This is a genomic window from Devosia litorisediminis (assembly GCF_018334155.1).
Lineage (GTDB): Bacteria > Pseudomonadota > Alphaproteobacteria > Rhizobiales > Devosiaceae > Devosia > Devosia litorisediminis.
Map to the genome: position 1 here is coordinate 462,122 of NZ_JAGXTP010000001.1, position 18,851 is coordinate 480,972.

Sequence of the window (18,851 nt, forward strand, 5' to 3'; positions counted from 1 at the left end):
CCTGCTCCTCAATAGGGGTCGATGGCGTCGCGCAGACCGTCGCCCAGCGCATTGAATGCGAAGACGGTGATCAGCACGAAGATGACGGGGCTCAGGATCCAGGGGTAGGAACCGATGACCGAGAAGGTGCCGGTATCCTGCAGCATCAGGCCCCATGAGATCAGCGGGGGTTTGACTGCAAAGCCCAGGAAACCCAGGAAGCTCTCAAGCAGCACCACGGTGGGCACCGCCAGGGTGATCGAGACGATGATGTGGCTGAGCACGTTGGGCAGGATGTGGCGGGTGATGATGCGGCTATCGGTGGCGCCCACGGCGATCGCCGCGCGAACATAATCGATGCGTGCCAGCGACAGGGTCTTGCTGCGCACTTCGCGGCTCAGCTGCGCCCAGCCCAGCACCGCCATGACAAAGATCACGAAGGTGAGGAACACGTTGGAGGGTGCAGTCACCGGGATCAGTGAGGTCAGGGCGAGATAGAGCGGCAATTGGGGGAAAGCGAGGACGAACTCGACGAAGCGCTGCACCCAGTTGTCGAGCCTGCCGCCAATATAGCCCGAGGTGATGCCCACCAGGGTGCCCACAATGGTGGTGATGGTGACCACGGCCAGAGCGATCATCAGCGAGATACGCGAACCGATTATGCCGCGCGAGAGGATGTCGCGCCCAAACTTGTCGGTGCCCAGCAGCTGGATTGGGCGTCCATCGGTGGAGCCGAAGAAGTGGATATTGGCCGGAATGAACCAGAGCAATCTGTACTCGTGACCGGTGACGAAGAAACCGGTCGGGGTCGGATTGTCCTTTTCCAGACCCGTCAGGGGCTGGAAGGTGATGGGGTCGAATTCGCCGGTATCGCCGATCGGATAAACCCATGGGACCAGGCTGAAATTGCCATCCGGGTCCTCAAAGGCAACGACGTCGGGCTGGGCAAAGGGAAGGTTGGGCTCCTTGGGGTCCATGGGCGCAAAGAAGTCGGCGAACACCGAGACCACCAGCAGGGTGATGACCAGCACCAAACCGATCATGCCCATGGTGGAGCGGCGGAAACGGCGCCAGACCAGCGTGGCATAGCCTTCGCTGCCCGCACCGAAGCGGGTGAGCACAGGTGGCTGTTCGATGGCTTCATCGGCGCCGGTTGGCATGGGGCCGCCGCCGGCGTCAGGTGGCAATGGAATGGAAGAGCGGGTTTCAGTCTTGGTCATTCTGCTGCTCCCCCCAGGCGAACGCGCGGATCAAGGGCGACCAGCAGGATATCGGAAATGATATTGCCGATGATCAGGGTGACGGCCAGCACCAGCATGAAGGTGGCTGTGACGAACACGTCGCCCACGCCCATGGATCCGACAATGGCGGGGCCCACAGTGGCCAGACCGAAGACGATGGCCACTTCGATTTCGCCGGTGAGCATGTAGGGCAGTACCACGCCCTGATAGGCGACCAGCGGGTGCAGGGCATTGGGCACGGCGTGCTTCATGATCACTGCGGATTCAGGCAGACCCTTGGCGCGGGCGGTCTCGACATACTGGCTGTTGAGCACGTCGAGCAGATTGGCCCGCATGACGCGCATATTGTAGGCCAGCCCGCCAAAGGTGGCGATGAAGATCACCGGCCAGATGTGCTGCAGCAGATTGACGAACTTGTCCCAGCTCCAGGGCGCGCCGCCATATTTGGCCGAGAAGAACATGCCGACTTCCGAAACATTGAGCCGGAAGACGAGGAAATACAGAATGATGATGGCCAGCAGGAAGCGGGGGATGGTCATGCCCAGAAAGGAGATGATGCCCAGCCCGGTATCGACCCAGCTATACTGGCGGGTGGCGGCGATGATGCCCAGGCCGATGCCGAGCACCGAGGCCAGGATATGGCAGGTCAGCGCCAGCATGATGGTGGCGGGCAGCCGCTCGGCGACCACGTTGCCCACAGGCTTGTTGTAGTACAGCGAGTGACCGAAATCGAAGCGGGTGACGATGCCGGTGATCCAGCGGAAATACTGCACGACGAGCGGATCGTTGAGCCCATTGGCCTCGCGATAGATCTCGGCCTGGGCCTCAGCCAGATCAGGCTGCACGCCGCCCTGATTGATCAGCATGGAGCGGATATAGTCCGCATAGTCGCCCGGAGGCGCCTGGATGATGGCGAAGGTCACCACGCTGAGCAGGATCAGCAGGGGGATCGCGCCCAGAATTCGCATGGAAAGAAATCGGATCATGGCCGCAAGCCTTTATCGAGGGAGGCAGGGGGACGGGTCCCCCTGCCGGAGTTCAATGCACGAAGAATGGACTACATCGCGCCGTCCGAACCGGGCGCGCCCGGCAGGGTCTCAGGATGCAGCTCGTGATCGCCCTGCTTGTCCTCAGGCACATACACACGCTCGCGGATGATGTTGTCTTCGGCCCAGTTGAACATGAAGATCGGGGCACCTGCCGGGATATTGGCAAAGCGCTTGTTGATGATCAGGGCGCCTGGGTATTGGGTCAGACCCACCGTGTAGACATTCTCGGTGTACAGCTTCTGGTAGGTCTTCATCAGCTCGGCGCGTTCGGCGGCGTCGGAGGTGTTGATGAAGGCATTGACCGTATCGACCAGCTCGGCCTCGAAGGGCAGCAGATCAACCGAGCCATCGGTTCCGGCGCGGTGGAAGTAGCTGGTGCGCGGACCGGTTGGGGCGAGTGCTGCGGTACCCTGCACCACCGAGACCAGTTCACTGCCCTGACGGCGCACGTGCCAGTCGAACTGACCGGATTCCTGCATGTCGTCACGGGCGGTGCCCTGCTGGAAGTTGGCAATCACACGCAGACCAAGCGGCTCCATCATGGCGATGACGCCTTCAGCGAGGCTGGTGTCAGTGCCATAATCGGTGTTGGCCAGCAGCGTGATTTCCACGTCATCCCCACCTTCGGGGAAGTTGCGGATGCCATTGCCGTCCGTATCGGTCAGGCCCAGGCCGTCGAGCAGTTCGCCGGCAGCTTCGAGATTGTACGGATAGTAGGTGGTGGACGCCTTGTCGTAATAGGCGGTACCGGCATAGAGGCCGCCGGGATAGATGGCGGTGAACGGACCACGCACCAGGGAGTCGCCCAGACGCTGACGATCAACGGCGATCGAGATTGCCTTGCGGAAATCGAGATTGCGGTTGAGTTCGCGCACGGACTGAGCGCGGTCATCGGGTTCGCCCCAGCCATTGGCTGACAGGTTCATCTCAAGTGTGTAGCCGATGGTGCGGGCACCAAACTGCAGGCGGGCTGGTGCGGTGTCTTCAGCAGAGCGCTTGAGGGCTTCCACGAAGCTTTCAGCCTGTTCGAGGTTGGAGAAATCGCCCGAACCGGCCACGGCCTGAACGTCACGATCGGCCCATGTCGACAGGCGATAGTGCATTTCGTTGAGGTAAGGCAGCTGATTGCCGGCCTCGTCGACCTTCCAGTAATAGGGGTTGCGGCGCATCACCACGATATCGTCGGGGCGGTACTCAACCGGCACCCAGGCACCCATCACCGGAATGTTCATATATTCGGGCGGGAAGGCGTTCTTGTACTGCTCATAGGTGTTGTCGGAATAATTCGGATGCTCTGGCCGCAGGATATGGGCCGGGCCGGGGCAGAACGTGCCATAGGCCATGGCGTACAGGTACTGCTCCGGGCGGGATTCCTGGAATGTCCACTTGATGGTGTAGTCATCTACCGCTTCGAGCGTGGTGCCGGGACCAAAGGTTTCCGGCGTTGCGCCATTGAGCGGGGAGACGTTGGAATCGAGCACATTGTCGTTCCAGTAGAACATCACGTCGTCAGAGGTGAAGGGCTCGCCATCCGACCATTTTGCGCCTTCGATCAGGTGCATGGTCAGCTCATGGCCGTCTTCGGACCATTCCCAGCTCTTGGCCAGATTGGGCAGTGGCGACAGTTCGTCCGCCTTGACCTCAAACAGCGGACCAGTGCGGGTCAGACACTCTGACATGCCGATATCAATGCCGCCCCAGCCCTGGGACTGACCACCGATATAGTTCCAGCCTTCAGGCCGCCCGCCAATGACATGGCGCATGGTGTCGCCGTAAACGCCCGTGCCGTCGGGCATGTTGGCGGTCTTGTAGACCATGGGCTCCTTGGGCAGGCGCTCGGCGACGGGCGGCAGGGTGCCGGCATCGACATATTTCGAGGTGACCCAGGCAGGCTCGTGATATTCGGGCAGCGCCTTGTATTCGAGAATGTCAGAAATGCTGACGAAGACCGGTTCGCTCTGTGCTGCGAATGCCGGGGGATCGGGCAGTTCGCCCGTCAGGTCCTGGGCCTGTACCGCCATCAGCGAGACGCCCAGCATCAGTCCAGCCCCACCAAGGGCCATTGCATGTTTTCTCATAAGACCTCCTACGGCAGGGGGCTGGCATTGATTGCCGGCGCCGGACGCTCCCTTCCGACTTCTTCCTCTGCTCGGCCAAAAGCGTACGCCTTGCCAGATGTGAAGCAATCCGGAATGATAGAGACTTATTCCGGTTTCCTAAGAAGTGCGCTGATAAGTATGACTGTTGATATTGCCGTACGTACGCCAAATCCGCGTGAGCGCGCGCCGCGACCGACCCCGCGTCCGGATCGCAGCTTCTACGCCTCGGGCAAAGCGTTCGGGCGGTTTGGCATCCGTTCATTTCCCCCGCAGATCATGCCCTATGCCCATACCCACGGGCATATCGAGTTCAACTGGCTGACCCAGGGCAGCATGGATTATGTGTTCGATGGCGGGGCAGTTTCGGTGCAGGCGGGGCGGCTGGTGGCCTTCTGGGCCGGCATTCCCCATCAGACCATCGGCCTGAGCCCGGATAGCGCGGAAGGTCGTCAGCTCAATATCTACCTGCCCATGGATGCTTTTCTGGAGATGCCGCAGCTGGGCCGGCTGACGGAAACCCTGATGGGCGGTGGGGTCATTCAGCTCAATCCCGATTGCATTGGCCTGGAAACGCTGGACCGCTGGCATCAGGACTATCGTAGCGGCAATGCCTTGCGGACCGAGATCGTGCGGGCCGAGATCGGTACCATGTTCCGTCGGGCCGCCATCACCGGCTGGGACACGCTGCTGCCGGCATGGGTGGAGGGGGCTGGGTCGCGCACCCGCACCGGGTCACCCGTGCGCTATGTGGTGCGCATGGTGCGCCATATCGTGGAGAACATCACCGATCCGCTCAGCGCTGACAGTATTGCCAAGGTGGTGGGGCTGCACCCCAATTACGCCATCAACCTGTTCACCAAGGTGATGCATATCTCGGTGCAGAAATTCGTCATCCGCATGCGCCTGATCCGCGCCCGTAGCCTGCTGTTCGACGGCAGCCTGTCGATCGCCAATGTCGCCTTCCAGTCGGGCTTTGTGAGCCAGACCCAGTTCTACGAACACTTCCGCAAGGCCTATGGCATGACCCCAAGCCAGATGCGCAAGGATACCATTGAGGGCTAGTGCGGCGTCAGGACGTAGCGGTGGGTGGCGTATTCTTCGGTGAGCTTCTCAAAACCCAGATGCACATAGAAGGCAAAGGCTGCCTCGGGCGCATTGGTGTTGAGATAGTCGAAATTGCGGGCCGCATCGTGCTGGATCGCGGCAATCAGGCGCTGCCCGATGCCCTGCTTGCGATGATCCTCGGCAACATAGAGATAGCGGACGCGGCCAGCGCGCAGATGGGGATCGTAGGGATCCACATTGCGCCCGCAGGTTCCCACCAGCGTGTCGCCGTCCCAGGCCCCCAGCATGATCTCGCCGGGGCGCGCAAAGACATTGGCGCCGGAGCGCCAATTCTCCTGGAAGTGGACCAGCATGAGATGCCCGCCCGCTTTGCTTTCAGCCAGAAGCCGACTGAAACCAGCCGCGTCAGGCGCGACTGGCGCGAGCGTGAACACCGTTAGGTATTGAACTTGAACAGCATGACGTCGCCATCCTTGACGACGTATTCCTTGCCTTCATCGCGGGCCTTGCCCGCTTCCTTGGCCGGGACTTCACCCCCCAGGGTGACGAAGTCGTCAAAGGCGATGGTCTGGGCACGGATAAAGCCGCGTTCAAAATCGGAGTGGATGACGCCGGCAGCGGCCGGAGCCTTGTCGCCCTTGTGGATGGTCCAGGCGCGTGATTCCTTGGGGCCGACCGTGAAATAGGTCTGCAGGCCGAGCAGGTCGTAGGCTTCGCGGATCAGGCGGTTGAGGCCAGCCTCATCCAGTCCCAGCGATTCGAGATATTCAGCGCCTTCCTCGTCGGGCAGCTGGGCGAGCTGGGATTCGATCTCGGCGGAGATCACCACCACACCGGCGTCGTGCGCCTTGGCGTAGTCCTCGACCAGCTTGCTCATCGCATTGCCGCTGGCGGCCGAGCCTTCGTCGACATTGCAGACATAAAGCGCGGGCTTTGATGTCAGCAGCTGCAGTTCCTGGAAGGCCTTTTCTTCCTCGGCATCGCGCTTGACGAAGCGGGCGGACTTGCCGTCGCGCAGCAGGGCCAGCGAGCGGTCGACCAGCTCAAGGGTGATCTTGGCATCCTTGTCGCCCTGCTTGGCCTTCTTTTCGAGGCCATTGCGGCGCTTTTCGAGGCTTTCCAGATCCGCCAGCATCAGCTCGGTCTCGACCACTTCGGCGTCCGCGAGCGGGTCGACCTTGTTGGAGACGTGGATGACATTGCCGTCTTCAAAGCAGCGCAGCACATAGGCGATGGCGTCGCATTCGCGGATATTGGCGAGGAACTGGTTGCCCAGGCCTTCGCCCTGGCTGGCACCCTTCACCAGACCGGCGATGTCGACAAAGCTCATGCGGGCGGGCAGGACGTTGATCGACTTGCCGATCTCGGCGAGCTTGTAGAGCCGCGGATCGGGCACCGAGACTTCGCCCACATTGGGTTCAATGGTGCAGAACGGGAAATTGGCGGCCTGGGCGGCAGCGGTGCGCGTGAGCGCATTGAAGAGGGTCGACTTGCCGACGTTCGGCAGACCGACGATGCCCATCTTGAAACCCATGGGGAAAGCTCCGGAATTTGTTAGCCTTCACTTCGTTCGGATGGGCAAAGATGTCAATGCATAGCGGCGTGCCGCTATTGGGCGCTGATGGGCCAAGACCGCTTGTCGGATCGGCCAATGCGCCCTATTAACGCTAACATTCTAGTTCTTCCCACCACACTATCGTCGGAGGTGCCGCATGGCCCTTTTCCTCAATCTGGTCATTCTGGCCGCCCTGATCGCCGCTTTTGCGTGGTGGTATTACCGCGGTCGTCATATGGGCGCGTTCAAGCCCGCCTTCGGTTCGGCGCCTGAAATTCCCAAGGCCAAGCCGCAGGGCGCCATGCCCATGCTGAAAATGCCGACCGCCAAGGGCTGGGCGCCGGGTGAAAAGCCGATCGCTGCGCCTGGTCTGAAGGTCACGCCCTTTGCGACCAATCTCAAGCATCCGCGCTGGGCCTATGTGTTGCCCAATGGCGACGTGCTGGTGGCCGAGTCGTCCTCGCTGCCTTCCACGGTAAGCAATATTCGCGACTATGCGATGAACCGCGTGATGAGCCGCGCCGGGGCCACGCGCCCCAGCGCCAACCAGATCACCCTGCTGCGCGACGCCGATGGCGATGGCGTACCGGAAATCCGCGAGGTCTTCCTCAAGGATCTCAGCCAGCCCTTCGGCATGGCTCTGGTGGGCGATCAGCTCTACATCGGCAATACCGACAGCGTGATGGCCTTCCCCTATGAGACGGGCCAGACCAGGATCACCGCGCCCGGCCGCAAGCTGATGGAAATGAAGCCCGGTGGCCACTGGACGCGCAATCTGCTCGCCAATGCCGATGGCACCAAGCTCTATGTGGCTGTCGGCTCGCAGAGCAATATTGGCGAGAATGGTCTGGAGGCCGAAGAAGGCCGCGCCTGCATTTTCGAACTTGATCTGGTCACCGAGAAGCACCGTGAATTTGCCGGCGGCCTGCGCAATCCGGTTGGCATGGCCTGGGAGCCGACCAATGGCTTGCTGTGGACCGTGGTCAATGAACGCGACGGGCTGGGCGATGAAACCCCGCCTGATTACCTGACCTCGGTCAAGGATGGCGGCTTTTATGGCTGGCCCTTCAGCTATTGGGGCCAGACTGTTGATGATCGCGTGCCCCAGAACCCGGCCAAGGTGGCCAGCGCCAGTGCGCCCGATTATGCGCTGGGCGGTCACACGGCCTCGCTGGGCCTGTGCTGGTTGCCCGAGAACACGCTGCCAGGCCTGCCTGCGGGCATGGTGATTGGTCAGCATGGCTCGTGGAACCGCTCCAAGCTGAGCGGCTACAAGTTCATTCTGGTGCCATTTGCAGATGGTCACCCCCAGGGTGCGCCGATTGATCTGTTGACCGGGTTCCTGGCCGATGACGAGAAGTTCTCGCGCGGTCGCCCTGTCGGCGTGGCGCTGGCCAAGGATGGCGCGCTGCTGGCGGTTGACGATGTCGGCGATGCTGTCTGGCGTGTGACTGCCGGCTGATCGAGCTGCCTGACATGTTGAATTCGCGGCGCGTCAGTTTCGACTGGCGCGCCGTTTGTTTTTTCAGTCGCCCTTGAACAGCTTTTTGAGCATGTCGGCCATCGGGCCCGATTTGGGCACTGCCGCCTGCGGGGCGGCCTGACGCGCCTGTCGCACATGGCTCTGGGCCTTGGGTGCGGATTTCGGCTCGGCCTGGGGCGCAGCCTTCGCCTCGGCTTTGGGGGGCGGCTCCTGATTGGCCTGGATCGCCAGGGCCAGCTTGTTCATGAAGCCGGCATCATCGCCCTTGATGAGCAGGTCGACATGCTTGCCAATGGCGTCGAGCAGCGGATCGAGCCAGTTCTGGTCCGCCTTGGCGAAATCGCCCAACACGTGGTGGGTGACGTATTCCTTGCCCGGATGACCAATGCCAAGCCGGACGCGCTTGTAGTTAACCCCGATCTGGGGGTCGATGGAGCGCAGGCCGTTATGGCCGCCATTGCCGCCACCAATCTTGACCCGCACCTTGCCCGGCGCCAGATCGAGCTCGTCATAGAGCACGATGACGTCGGCGGGATCGATCTTGTAGAATTTGGCAACCTGCTGAACGCTGTCGCCCGAGCGGTTCATGAAGGTCTGCGGCTTGAGCAGAATAACCTTCTCGCCGCCGATATTGCCCTCGGCAAGGCTGCCGGAGTGCTTGGAGCGAAACTGGGTAATGGAATGGGCGCGTGCTATCGCGTCGAGCGCCATGAAGCCGATATTGTGGCGGTTACCCTGATACTGGTTGCCCGGATTGCCCAGGCCGACAAGCAGTTTCATCACTCACTCCAGAAAACGAAAGAGGCGACCCGAAGGCCGCCTCGAACTTGTAGCAGAAAGTCAGCGGGACGATTACTCGGCCTCAGCTTCGCCTGCAGCATCTTCGGATTCTTCAGCGCCGTCATCGCCAGCGGACTTCAGAGCCGATGGAGCAACGATGGTGGCGATGGTGAAATCGCGATCGGTGATGGTCGGCGTCACGTTCTTGGGCAGGGTCACTGCCGAGATGTGAACCGAGTCGCCGATATCGAAACCGGTCATGTCGACGGTGATCTCTTCAGGGATCGCGTCGGCAGGAGCCGAGACTTCAACGGTGTGGCGCACAACATTGAGTGTGCCGCCGCGCTTGAGGCCCGGGCTGGCTTCTTCGTTGATGAAGTTCACGTGCACCTGAACGGTCAGGCGAGTGCCCTTGCCAACGCGCAGGAAGTCGACGTGGATCGGGAAGTCCTTGACGGGATCAAGCTGGTAATCGCGCGGGATCACGGTGTGCTTGGTGCCGTCCACATCCAGCTCGAGGACGTGGGAGAGGAAACCGCCAGCGTAGATGAACTTGTGCGCATCTTTGTAAGCGAGGGAGACGGTAACAGGAGCCTTCTTGTCACCGTAGATAACTGCAGGAACGAGTCCCTGACGACGCAGTTCGCGAGCGGCCCCCTTGCCAACTCCGTCACGCGCCTGTGCCTTGAGCACTTTAGCTTCAGCCATGGAAATATCCATTCTGGTTGGTGTATGCGTCACTACAACAGCATACGCGCCCGTCCTCCAGGGGTGACGAGCGCTTCATGGCGGCGGCTATAGCCCAAAGCGGGACCCTGAGCAAGCAGGAACGCTGGTTTGCCGCGTGTTTGAGTCAGATAGGAGCGCTTGGCGAGCGCTTTAGTCGAACAGGCTCGAAACGCTCTGTTCGCTGGCTGTGCGGGCAATGGCTTCGCCGATCAGCGGGGCAATGGCGAGCCGGCGGATATTGCCGGCCTGACGCTGGGCTTCGGTCTCTTCAATGGAATCGGTGACCACCAGTTCCTTGAGCTTGGAGGCACCGATGCGCTCGGAAGCACCATCGGAGAGAACGCCGTGGGTGATATAGGCCGAGACTTCCTTGGCGCCTGCCTTGAGCAGCGCCTCGGCCGCATTGTCCAGCGTGCCGCCACTGTCGACGATGTCATCGATCAGAATACAGGCCTGGCCCGACACGTCACCAATGATGTTCATCACCTCGGAGACGCCAGCACGCGGGCGGCGCTTGTCGACGATGGCCAGATTGGCGCCGATACGACCGGCAACATTGCGAGCGCGTACCACACCGCCAACGTCAGGCGAAACGATCATGACGTTCTTGACGTCGTAATTGTCCTGAATGTCGCGCACCATGACGGGTGCAGCGGTCAGATTGTCGGTGGGGATATCGAAAAAGCCTTGGATCTGGCTGGCATGCAGATCAAGTGTCAGCACGCGGTTGGCACCGGCCTGGGTAATCAGATTGGACACCAGCTTGGCCGAGATGGGGGTGCGCGGCGCCGATTTGCGGTCTTGGCGAGCATAGCCAAAATAGGGGATCACTGCGGTGATGCGGCGCGCTGATGAGCGGCGCAGCGCATCGGTCAGGATCAGCAATTCCATCAGGTTGTCATTGGCGGGAAAGCTGGTCGACTGCAGGATGAAAGCGTCTTCGCCGCGCACATTCTCATGCACCTCGACATAGACTTCCTTGTCCGCAAAGCGCTTGACCGTACAGTCTGTCAGCGGGAGCTCAAGATAGCTGGCAATAGCCTGGGCGAGGGCCCGGTTCGAGTTGCCGGTCACCAGCTTCATGGGCGCGATCCTGTCTCAACCGACCTCCGGGATCGAGGCCTTCCAGTTTCGCGGGCAGCTTTAGCGAGTCCATCCCGGACTCGCAACGCCGCAATTGGTCGATAGGTAAAGATTTACGTCAGACCGATGACGGCGATCTGTCGTCCGGTCTTGATCCCATGATGTGTGGCGTGGCGATGGGAGAAATATCGGGCCGGGTCACCATAGGTGCAGCTGCCCACCCTATCGATAGTTTGAACGCCCGCAGCACTTAGGCAATCGGCGACAAATCCGGGCAGGTCGAAATGCTCCACGCCCCCTTCGGGCACGAAGATGCGGTTGCCGGCGCTGGGGTAAAGGGCCAGCAGATCGGCAGCAAATTGTGGGCCGACCTCGTAATTGGGTCCCGAAATGGTCGGGCCGATGGCGGCGACAATGCGCTCGGGTTGTGCACCAAGCGCTACCATGGCGGCGATTGTGGCCTCGGCAATGCCATTGGCCGCGCCCTTCCACCCGGCATGGGTGGCGCCAATGATCCTGGCCTGTGCATCGGCAAACAGGATCGGGGTGCAGTCGGCCGTCAATATGCCCAGCAACAGGCCGGGCCGGTCGGTGACCATGGCGTCAGCTTCCACGATCTCCTCGGCCGCCAGCGGGGCGGCTACAACATGCACATCGGCGGTATGGGTCTGCTTGAGAATGACCAGATTGGGCGGCTCATAGCCCATGGAGGTCGCAACACCGGCGCGATTGGCGGTGACGTTGGCTTCGTCATCCCCCGTCGTGAACGAGACGTTGTTGCTGGCATAAGCGTCTGTTGAAACGCCCCCGGCACGGCCAAAAAAGCCGTGCCGGATTGTTCCCAGCGCAGAGCTGGTTTCAAACGGGATCGGCATTATTCGAATCCGGGTGGCTGCAGGCCGGGGCTGGCAGCGCAGAAGGCCTTGAACAGGGTGCCCATCTGGTCGGGGCCGATCAGCCGGTCCCGGGCCGCAGCCAGATCGTCGGCAGAACCCGGATTAGCCGCGATCAGGGCGCTGGTGCGCTCCTTGATGCCCATGCGGCTGAGGAACTGGCCCTGGCTTGCCAGCGGCTGGATGGCGAGGCCGGCCTTGGCCGCCACGGTGCCGAGCGCCTCGAAATCGACATGGGCCGACAGGTCCACTTCGCCGGGCGCGTCCAGTACGTCGGCAAACTGGTGGCGACGCACGCCCTGCAGGGTTTCGCCAGTCTGGGTGCGCGCATAGCCATAGTCGATGGCCAGGATCGCGCCGCCCTGGGTGGAAATGGTGCTTGCGAGCCGGTTCATCACCTCACCGCTGGCCAGGCCCACTTCGAGCACGGCATTGATTTCGGCGTCTCCCAAAATTTCGGGCATGGCCGAAGCCGGGATGGGGGTGGGGTTCAGCCCAAAGACGCGGCGACCATTATTGGTGCCGATCATGCGCTCGTGCCAGCCATCGGTGTCGCGCACGAACTGGCGGATAGGCAGAGCGTCAAAGAACTCATTGGCGATCACCAGCAGCGGGCCGGGGCCCACCTTGTCGAAGCCATCGATCCATTTGGCGCCATAGGGTTCCAGCCGGGCATTCTGTTCCGCGATCAGGGCAGGATTGGTTTCGAACAGGCGCAGGTCCAGCCCATCGCGAAAGCCTTCGGCGCGACAGGCGACGCGCAGGATGTCGGCCATCAGCGTGCCGCGGCCGGGCCCGAGTTCGAGCAGGGTGAACTCTTTGGGACTGCCCATTTGCTGCCAGAGATTGACGAAGAAGAAGCCGATCAGTTCGCCGAACATCTGGCTGATTTCGGGGGCGGTGACAAAGTCACCTGCCGCACCCAGCGGATCGTCGGTCTTGTAATAGCCCTTGGTGGGGTGCGTCAGGCACAGGCCCATATAGGTGGCTACCGACATCGGTCCGGTGGTGCGGATCTGCATGTCGATGATTTCGGACAGCGATGGGGATTGTTGTTCAGTCATGATCAGGCTCGCAATGCGTTTTGCTTGCGCGTCGTTGCAAAGGCCACAAGACCGATGCCGCCGAGCACCAGTGGCAGGCTGAGCACCATGCCCATGGTCAGCCAGCCACCAAAGAGATAGCCGATCTGCGCGTCGGGCAGGCGGACAAATTCGACAGCGATGCGCGACAGGCCGTAGCCGATGCCAAAGACACCCGCGACCAGGCCGGGGCGGCGCAGGCTGTAGAACACATGGGTGAAGACGCGGATGACCAGGAACAGCAGCAGGCCTTCGAGCGCAGCCTCATAAAGCTGGCTGGGATGGCGCGGCACCTGTTCGGGGTCGGTTGGAAAGATGACGCCCCAGGGCAGGGCGGTGGGCGCACCATAGAGTTCGGCATTGATGAAGTTGGCAATGCGTACCAGGAAGATGCCAATGGTGCTGACCGAGGCGATCAGATCGAGCGCGCTGAGCCAGTTGCCGTGCTTGGAGCGGGTGAACAGGATGGCCGCCAGCATCAGCCCCAGCATGCCGCCATGATAGGACATGCCGCCATCAAGCGTGTTGAGCATCTGGGTCGGGTTTTCCAGATAGAAAGGCAGATTGTAGAACAGCACATAGCCCACGCGCCCGCCGACCACGATCGAGAGCATGGTCCAGAAGGCAAAGTCCCAGATATCGGCTGCCTTGAAGGGCGGCTCGCCCTTGTGCCAGAGCCGGGTATTGGCCAGCATCAGATAGCCATAGCAGGCACCCAGACCGGTGCCGAACAGATAGCCCAGGGCATACCAGCGGACCGCGAAAGGACCGATGGCAAAGGCGATAGGATCAATATTGGGAAAGGGCACGCGCGGCTCCTGCGGCAATCGGCCGGACCATTGCCGCTTCGGCCTCTCTGGTCAAGTGAGCAGCCATCACCTAAGTATCAAGTCAAACAGGCCAACCGAATGGGTGTGCAATGAACCAGAGCAACAAGATCTTTGATGGCCTCGGGCGCGTTATGAACGAAGCCGCCGGTGTCGCTGATGGTGTTCGCCGCGAAGCTGAAACCGTGGTCAAGTCGCAGGTGCAGCGGCTGGTAGCCGATATGGATCTGGTAAAGCGCGAGGATTTCGATGCCCTGCGCGAGCTGGTCCAGATCCAGGGCGAAGAGATCGATGCCCTGCGCCAGCAGATCGCCAGCCTCAAGGGCGGCGCCAAAGCCAAATAGGGTTCGCAGCTTCGCTGCCGGAATGATGTGTACAGAGGCGCGCGGTCACCCTTGTGTGATTGCGCGCTTTTTCGTTTCACGCTCCGCAATCGGGGCGTGTCGGGCGCTGCCGCGGCGCGGGGTGCGCATGCCTGCTTCATTCTGGGGCAGAAAGAGCGGTTGATCCGGCCTCGATGTTAACAGTCTGTTAACGCTAAGGCACCGATCATCATCCACAAGAGAATGTCGTCTGCTGACTGCGTCGCGTGCCCTGAATCAGTTGTCACGTGTACGTTGAATTCATCAGGACGATTCGTAAGCCCTTGTGCGTGCAAACAGTTCCCTGAGTATCCCATATTTGCCGGCCCACTGGGCAGCATGCCTTCTTACTACGCGTTGCCAGGACGGAAGACGTCAATGTCACTCATCCAAGTCGAGCTCGATCGCAATGTTCACCCGGTGGACATCATTGAGCATATCGCCTCGATCAACGACTGGACCTTTGAGCGTCAGGATGCCGACGAGATCTCCATTTCTGTGCGAGGCGGTTGGAGCGATTACCATGTCTCGTTCAACTGGATGGAGGATCTGGAAAGCCTGCACATCGCCAGCGCGTTCGATCTCAAGGTGCCCGAAGGGCGTCGCGCTGAGGTCAAGCAGTTGATTTCGCTGATCAATGAGCAGTTGTGGATTGGCCATTTCGATATCTGGAACAAGGAAGGCGTGGTGCTGTTCCGCAATTCGCATCTGCTGACAGGGGGCGCCGATGTGTCGCCCCAGCAATGCGAAGCGCTGCTGCGCTCGGCGACCGATAGCTGCGATCTATACTATCAGGCGTTCCAGTTCGTGGTCTGGGCGGGCAAGACAGCCGCCGATGCCCTGAGCCATGTGATGTTTGAAACGGTCGGTGAAGCATGAACGCCGCACTGAGCAAAATTGGCCCCGTCATGCTGGTTGGTGCCGGCAAGATGGGCGTTGCCCTGGCGCGTGGCTGGCTTGATGCCGGGCTGCCGCCCAACAATCTGATTATCGTGCACCCGCGGCCCGGCGAGGCGCTGCTGGATCTGGCTGAGGATTACGGGCTGACGCTGAACAGCGAAGCGAGCGGTCTGACCCCAAATGTCCTGGTGGTCGGGGTCAAGCCGCAGGTGATGGACGAGGTGCTTGAATCTCTGGCGCCGGTGATTGCACCACACACGCTGGTGGTGTCGATCGCGGCCGGGATCGATCTGGCGCGTCTGGCCAGCAAGGCCGGCACACAGCGGGTCATGCGTACCATGCCCAATACACCGGTACAGGTGCGCAAGGGCATTACCGGGGTGGTTCCCGGGCCAGACGTGACGGCCGAGGATCGCGTGTCGATGGACGCGCTGCTGTCGGCGTCGGGGATGGTTGTCTGGCTTGAGAACGAAGCCCAGCTTGATGGTCTGACTGCGGTGTCGGGTTCCGGTCCCGCCTATATATTCCATATGGTTGAAGCGCTGGCGGCCGCCGGCAAGCGGCAGGGGCTTCCTGATGAGATTGCCGAGCAGCTAGCACGAGGCACCGTCATCGGCGCTGCCGCACTGATGGATGCCGGTACGCTGTCACCGACCGTGCTGCGCGAGAATGTCACCTCGCCCAAGGGCGCCACAGCGGCAGGGCTGGCTGTGCTGATGGGCGAGCCTGGTCTGACTGATCTGATGGACCGTACGGTGAGCGCTACCCGCCAGCGCACCGAAGAGTTGGGCCGCATCTAGACCGCATTGAACCAGTCATGAAAAAGGGCGCGTCACCTCCAAGCAGACGCGCCCTTTTTCCTATTCATCGCCTAGTGATCAGGCTGATGTCAGCTCGTCGGCTGCGGACTTGCCCGTCCGCTTGTCCTTGACGATTTCGTAGTTCACCTTCTGGCCTTCATCCAGGCCGTTCAAACCAGAACGTTGCACAGCTGAGATGTGGACGAACACGTCCGCCCCGCCTTCGTCCGGTTGAATGAAGCCATAGCCTTTTTGGCCGTTGAACCACTTTACGGTGCCAGTTGCCATGATGCGCGTTCCCTCGTGCAGTCTGCTGTAGGCGGGTTCGTCCACTATTGGCCGAGACCCTTAGTGATATCGAGTATCGGAAATTGACGTCAGCAGAGGCGAATGAGACTTCGCGTAATCAGATCAGTCGGCCGCAATATTCGATGCTCGGGAGCTTAGCGCCAAAATATGGTCTGTTCAATATCTGTATAGGTATGACAAATAGCCCGGCGGGAACACTGTTCTCGTCAGGTGGGTACGGCGTATCGTCAAGTATTTGCACCAAATTTTCGCAATCTGGTGCTGGTGCGCTATGGGTTAGGCATCCGGTCTGACCGGACGCTTGTCCTTGGCACCGTGTCACCACCCAGCATCGTCGCGCTGAACCTGACACCTGATGATAGCGGAAAAGGGAGACGCTGGAACGTTGAACTCAAAGCCGCGGGTGGCGTTGCGGTGATCGGGCCGCTTGCATTTCTGACGAAATGGGTGCAAATCCCCGCGCGCCGGGCGATTTGGGCCGGTAACCCTTCAGAGATCACATCGTCTTGACCAAGACGTCTTATTCTTCTGGCGATGCCATCGCCGATCGCCGTGCTGGCTATGCACGCATGCTGGCCGAAGATGGCGAGCTTGCGGCCGCCGCAGAGGTTATGCAGCAGGCTCTCGAACTGGCGCCGAACTGGGCCGCCGGATGGGATGTTCTCGGCGATTACTTTGACCGGCTGGGACGAACCGCGGAGGCTATATCGGCGTGGCGCCATCTGGAGGCGCTCGACGATAGTGGCCAGTTTGGCGCCCGTCTGAAGCTTGCGGTGCATGGCGCCGGGCCGGCTGGCGAAGGGACGGCGATCAGCTATGTCGAGGCGTTGTTTGATCAGTATGCACCCAAATTCGAGAAGTCGTTGGTTGGCAAGCTGGGCTATCGCGTGCCTGAAATGCTTGATGCACTTGTTGTCGAGGAGATGGCGCGGCTGGGCATTGCCCGGTTTGAGCGCGGTCTTGATCTTGGGTGTGGCACCGGCCTGATGGGCCAGAAGCTCCGTGACAAGGTGGGCTATCTCGAAGGGATCGATATTTCGGCGGCCATGATCGCCGAAACGGCTCGCAAGAAGATCTACGACAATCTCGACAAGGCCGAGCTCGTAGCAGCGCTCAGTGCGCGCCAGGCCGAGTCCGATCTGGTGACTGCGGCAGACGTTTTCATCTATTGCGGGGCACTTGAGCCGGTTCTGGCCGCGCTGGTGCCCGCCTTGTTGCCGGGTGGGCTGGTTGCATTTTCCCTGGAAGCCCATGACGGCGACGAAGCCGTGTTTCTGCGGCCATCGGTGCGCTACGCACATGGCGTGGACGCAACCCAGACAGCAGTCATAGCTTCAGGACTGCAATTGTTGCGGTTCGAGACAGTGGTGTTGCGTATGGATCGAGGTGCACCGATCAACGGCATGCTTGTCGTGGCGCGCAAGCCTGAAGTCGTGGCATTGGCGGCCAATGACGGCGCGGGTACTGACGGCGATGTCGCAGCCTAGACGGTAGGCAGGGGTGGGCGGATGCCGCTAAGCTGGCGGTATGCTCAACTGGAACCTGCCATGACTTCGATCCGCTTTGATTTTCGCTCCGACACCGTGACCAGACCATCGGCGGCCATGCGCCAGGCGATGGCAGAGGCCGAGGTGGGCGATGATGTGTTCGGCGATGATCCTACGGTCAAACAGCTGGAACTCCGCATGGCAGCGATGCTGGGCAAGGATGCGGCGCTGTTCGTGCCCTCGGGCACGCAATCCAATTTGCTGGCATTGATGAGCCATTGTGGCCGCGGCGACGAGTTCATCGCCGGGCAGGATGCGCATTGCTACAGACATGAAGCAGGTGGTGCTGCAGTGCTGGGCTCGATCCAGCCTCAGCCCATTGAGCATCAGGCCGACGGCACGATGGATCTGGACGCCATCGAGGCGGCGATCAAGGCCGATGACCATCACTACGCCACAACGCGGGTGATCGCGCTGGAGAACACGTTTGGCGGTAAGGTCTTGCCGGTCGGCTATATGGGGCAGGTTGCCGATATTGCCCGACGCCACGACCTGGGTCTGCATCTGGATGGCGCGCGGGCGTTCAATGCCTGTGTGGCGCTTGGCATGGATATCGCTGCGTTTGCGGCGCCGTTCGACAGTGTCTCGATCTGTCTGTCCAAGGGGCTCGGCGCGCCGGTGGGTTCAGTGTTGGTCGGGCGGCAGGAGCTGATCGATACCGCACGACGGCACCGCAAGATGCTGGGTGGCGGGATGCGGCAGTCGGGCATACTGGCAGCGGCTGGACTTTATGCGCTCGATCACAATGTCGACCGACTGGCCGAGGACCATCGCCGCGCACGAACGCTGGCCGCCGGGCTTGCCGCGTATCCCGCGCTGACGGTTACCATGCCCGACACCAATATCGTGTTTGTCGATGCCGATGCTGCGCTTGGTCAGCGCTTTACCGAGTTTTTGGGCCGACACGGCGTTGGCATTACTGGCCTTTATGGCAATCAGCGCTGGGTGACCCATCTTGATGTTGACGATGAGGCCGTCGAGAGCGCGCTTACCCAGGTTGGGGCGTTCTTTGATGCTGAAGCGGGCAGTGCATTTGTCGGCTAGATCGGAAAAGAGTCAGGGCATCGC

At 61.1% G+C, this 18,851-nt stretch carries 19 protein-coding genes; 7 read left to right on the forward strand and 12 right to left on the reverse strand.

The window, feature by feature from the left end:
* Positions 1–8: 8 nt before the first annotated feature.
* From KD146_RS02190 to KD146_RS02200, 3 genes are all read right to left on the reverse strand, one after another.
* On the reverse strand, positions 9–1,139 hold the full coding sequence (locus KD146_RS02190; protein WP_212659075.1) for an ABC transporter permease: 1,131 nt from the start codon (positions 1,137–1,139) through the stop codon (positions 9–11).
* Positions 1,140–1,195: 56 nt separating this feature from the next.
* Positions 1,196–2,206 carry an ABC transporter permease gene (locus KD146_RS02195; RefSeq protein ID WP_212657118.1) on the reverse strand — a complete coding sequence of 337 codons (1,011 nt, stop codon included), beginning with the start codon at positions 2,204–2,206 and terminating at the stop codon, positions 1,196–1,198.
* 71 nt (positions 2,207–2,277) lie between these two features.
* Positions 2,278–4,347, reverse strand: coding sequence for an ABC transporter substrate-binding protein (locus KD146_RS02200; protein ID WP_212657119.1), 2,070 nt, complete (start codon positions 4,345–4,347; stop codon positions 2,278–2,280).
* 159 nt (positions 4,348–4,506) lie between these two features.
* On the opposite strand from KD146_RS02200, the gene KD146_RS02205 reads away from it, so the two are divergent.
* Complete coding sequence (locus KD146_RS02205; RefSeq protein WP_212657120.1) at positions 4,507–5,430, forward strand: helix-turn-helix domain-containing protein; 924 nt, start codon at positions 4,507–4,509, stop codon at positions 5,428–5,430.
* On the opposite strand, the gene KD146_RS02210 is transcribed toward KD146_RS02205, so the two are convergent.
* Both KD146_RS02210 and ychF read right to left on the reverse strand, forming a co-directional pair.
* Complete coding sequence (locus KD146_RS02210) at positions 5,427–5,786, reverse strand: GNAT family N-acetyltransferase (RefSeq protein ID WP_212657121.1); 360 nt, start codon at positions 5,784–5,786, stop codon at positions 5,427–5,429. The two genes, KD146_RS02205 and KD146_RS02210, sit on opposite strands and share 4 nt — an antisense overlap.
* Positions 5,787–5,869: 83 nt before the next feature.
* The gene (ychF, locus tag KD146_RS02215; RefSeq protein ID WP_212657122.1) at positions 5,870–6,967 is read right to left on the reverse strand and encodes a redox-regulated ATPase YchF; all 1,098 of its coding nucleotides are present in this window, start codon (positions 6,965–6,967) and stop codon (positions 5,870–5,872) included.
* A gap of 178 nt (positions 6,968–7,145) precedes the next feature.
* Here ychF and KD146_RS02220 point away from each other — a divergent pair, with 178 nt between their 5' ends.
* Positions 7,146–8,450, forward strand: coding sequence for a PQQ-dependent sugar dehydrogenase (locus KD146_RS02220; protein ID WP_212657123.1), 1,305 nt, complete (start codon positions 7,146–7,148; stop codon positions 8,448–8,450).
* 63 nt (positions 8,451–8,513) lie between these two features.
* Here KD146_RS02220 and pth read toward each other — a convergent pair whose 3' ends face one another.
* The 6 genes from pth to lgt all read right to left on the reverse strand — a co-directional run bounded on the left by pth (position 8,514) and on the right by lgt (position 13,847).
* Positions 8,514–9,251: an aminoacyl-tRNA hydrolase gene (pth, locus tag KD146_RS02225; RefSeq protein ID WP_212657124.1), complete on the reverse strand. Its 738-nt coding sequence runs from the start codon at positions 9,249–9,251 to the stop codon at positions 8,514–8,516.
* Positions 9,252–9,323: 72 nt separating this feature from the next.
* Positions 9,324–9,959, reverse strand: a complete 636-nt coding sequence (locus tag KD146_RS02230; RefSeq protein ID WP_212657125.1) for a 50S ribosomal protein L25/general stress protein Ctc — start codon at positions 9,957–9,959, stop codon at positions 9,324–9,326.
* Positions 9,960–10,130: 171 nt separating this feature from the next.
* Positions 10,131–11,063: a ribose-phosphate pyrophosphokinase gene (locus KD146_RS02235; protein ID WP_249327556.1), complete on the reverse strand. Its 933-nt coding sequence runs from the start codon at positions 11,061–11,063 to the stop codon at positions 10,131–10,133.
* 113 nt (positions 11,064–11,176) lie between these two features.
* On the reverse strand, positions 11,177–11,938 hold the full coding sequence (pgeF, locus tag KD146_RS02240) for a peptidoglycan editing factor PgeF (protein ID WP_212657126.1): 762 nt from the start codon (positions 11,936–11,938) through the stop codon (positions 11,177–11,179).
* Entirely contained in the window at positions 11,938–13,020 is a 1,083-nt protein-coding gene (locus KD146_RS02245; RefSeq protein WP_212657127.1) for a class I SAM-dependent methyltransferase, read from the reverse strand. The genes pgeF and KD146_RS02245 overlap by 1 nt, the downstream gene beginning before the upstream one ends.
* Positions 13,021–13,022: 2 nt before the next feature.
* Positions 13,023–13,847, reverse strand: a complete 825-nt coding sequence (gene lgt / locus KD146_RS02250; protein WP_345790727.1) for a prolipoprotein diacylglyceryl transferase — start codon at positions 13,845–13,847, stop codon at positions 13,023–13,025.
* Positions 13,848–13,957: 110 nt separating this feature from the next.
* On the opposite strand from lgt, the gene KD146_RS02255 reads away from it, so the two are divergent.
* The 3 genes from KD146_RS02255 (at position 13,958) to proC (ending at position 15,927) form a co-directional block, all read left to right on the forward strand.
* A complete protein-coding gene (locus tag KD146_RS02255) occupies positions 13,958–14,209 on the forward strand; it encodes an accessory factor UbiK family protein (protein ID WP_212657129.1) in 252 nt (83 codons plus the stop codon).
* A gap of 396 nt (positions 14,210–14,605) precedes the next feature.
* Positions 14,606–15,106, forward strand: a complete 501-nt coding sequence (locus tag KD146_RS02260) for a type III secretion system chaperone family protein (RefSeq protein ID WP_212657130.1) — start codon at positions 14,606–14,608, stop codon at positions 15,104–15,106.
* Positions 15,103–15,927 carry a pyrroline-5-carboxylate reductase gene (gene proC / locus KD146_RS02265; RefSeq protein ID WP_212657131.1) on the forward strand — a complete coding sequence of 275 codons (825 nt, stop codon included), beginning with the start codon at positions 15,103–15,105 and terminating at the stop codon, positions 15,925–15,927. The genes KD146_RS02260 and proC overlap by 4 nt, the downstream gene beginning before the upstream one ends.
* A gap of 78 nt (positions 15,928–16,005) precedes the next feature.
* Here the strand turns inward: proC and KD146_RS02270 are convergent, their stop codons facing one another.
* Positions 16,006–16,215, reverse strand: coding sequence for a cold-shock protein (locus KD146_RS02270; protein ID WP_193335005.1), 210 nt, complete (start codon positions 16,213–16,215; stop codon positions 16,006–16,008).
* A gap of 527 nt (positions 16,216–16,742) precedes the next feature.
* Here KD146_RS02270 and KD146_RS02275 point away from each other — a divergent pair.
* On the forward strand, positions 16,743–17,723 hold the full coding sequence (locus KD146_RS02275; protein WP_249327557.1) for a class I SAM-dependent DNA methyltransferase: 981 nt from the start codon (positions 16,743–16,745) through the stop codon (positions 17,721–17,723).
* A 60-nt stretch (positions 17,724–17,783) separates the two neighbouring features.
* Entirely contained in the window at positions 17,784–18,827 is a 1,044-nt protein-coding gene (ltaE, locus tag KD146_RS02280) for a low-specificity L-threonine aldolase (RefSeq protein WP_212657132.1), read from the forward strand.
* Positions 18,828–18,851: the final 24 nt, after the last annotated feature.

What these genes read in the sequence shown, in the direction of transcription:
- KD146_RS02210 (WP_212657121.1), bottom strand. Translation starts at nt 5,786, where the DNA reads ATGCTGGTCCACTTCCAGGAGAATTGGCGCTCCGGCGCCAATGTCTTT.
- KD146_RS02235 (WP_249327556.1), bottom strand. Translation starts at nt 11,063, where the DNA reads ATGAAGCTGGTGACCGGCAACTCGAACCGGGCCCTCGCCCAGGCTATT.
- KD146_RS02205 (WP_212657120.1), top strand. Translation starts at nt 4,507, where the DNA reads ATGACTGTTGATATTGCCGTACGTACGCCAAATCCGCGTGAGCGCGCG.
- ychF (WP_212657122.1), bottom strand. Translation starts at nt 6,967, where the DNA reads ATGGGTTTCAAGATGGGCATCGTCGGTCTGCCGAACGTCGGCAAGTCG.
- KD146_RS02195 (WP_212657118.1), bottom strand. Translation starts at nt 2,206, where the DNA reads ATGATCCGATTTCTTTCCATGCGAATTCTGGGCGCGATCCCCCTGCTG.
- KD146_RS02270 (WP_193335005.1), bottom strand. Translation starts at nt 16,215, where the DNA reads ATGGCAACTGGCACCGTAAAGTGGTTCAACGGCCAAAAAGGCTATGGC.
- KD146_RS02200 (WP_212657119.1), bottom strand. Translation starts at nt 4,347, where the DNA reads ATGAGAAAACATGCAATGGCCCTTGGTGGGGCTGGACTGATGCTGGGC.
- ltaE (WP_212657132.1), top strand. Translation starts at nt 17,784, where the DNA reads ATGACTTCGATCCGCTTTGATTTTCGCTCCGACACCGTGACCAGACCA.
- KD146_RS02230 (WP_212657125.1), bottom strand. Translation starts at nt 9,959, where the DNA reads ATGGCTGAAGCTAAAGTGCTCAAGGCACAGGCGCGTGACGGAGTTGGC.
- KD146_RS02255 (WP_212657129.1), top strand. Translation starts at nt 13,958, where the DNA reads ATGAACCAGAGCAACAAGATCTTTGATGGCCTCGGGCGCGTTATGAAC.
- KD146_RS02260 (WP_212657130.1), top strand. Translation starts at nt 14,606, where the DNA reads ATGTCACTCATCCAAGTCGAGCTCGATCGCAATGTTCACCCGGTGGAC.
- KD146_RS02190 (WP_212659075.1), bottom strand. Translation starts at nt 1,139, where the DNA reads ATGCCAACCGGCGCCGATGAAGCCATCGAACAGCCACCTGTGCTCACC.
- pgeF (WP_212657126.1), bottom strand. Translation starts at nt 11,938, where the DNA reads ATGCCGATCCCGTTTGAAACCAGCTCTGCGCTGGGAACAATCCGGCAC.
- KD146_RS02220 (WP_212657123.1), top strand. Translation starts at nt 7,146, where the DNA reads ATGGCCCTTTTCCTCAATCTGGTCATTCTGGCCGCCCTGATCGCCGCT.
- pth (WP_212657124.1), bottom strand. Translation starts at nt 9,251, where the DNA reads ATGAAACTGCTTGTCGGCCTGGGCAATCCGGGCAACCAGTATCAGGGT.
- KD146_RS02245 (WP_212657127.1), bottom strand. Translation starts at nt 13,020, where the DNA reads ATGACTGAACAACAATCCCCATCGCTGTCCGAAATCATCGACATGCAG.
- proC (WP_212657131.1), top strand. Translation starts at nt 15,103, where the DNA reads ATGAACGCCGCACTGAGCAAAATTGGCCCCGTCATGCTGGTTGGTGCC.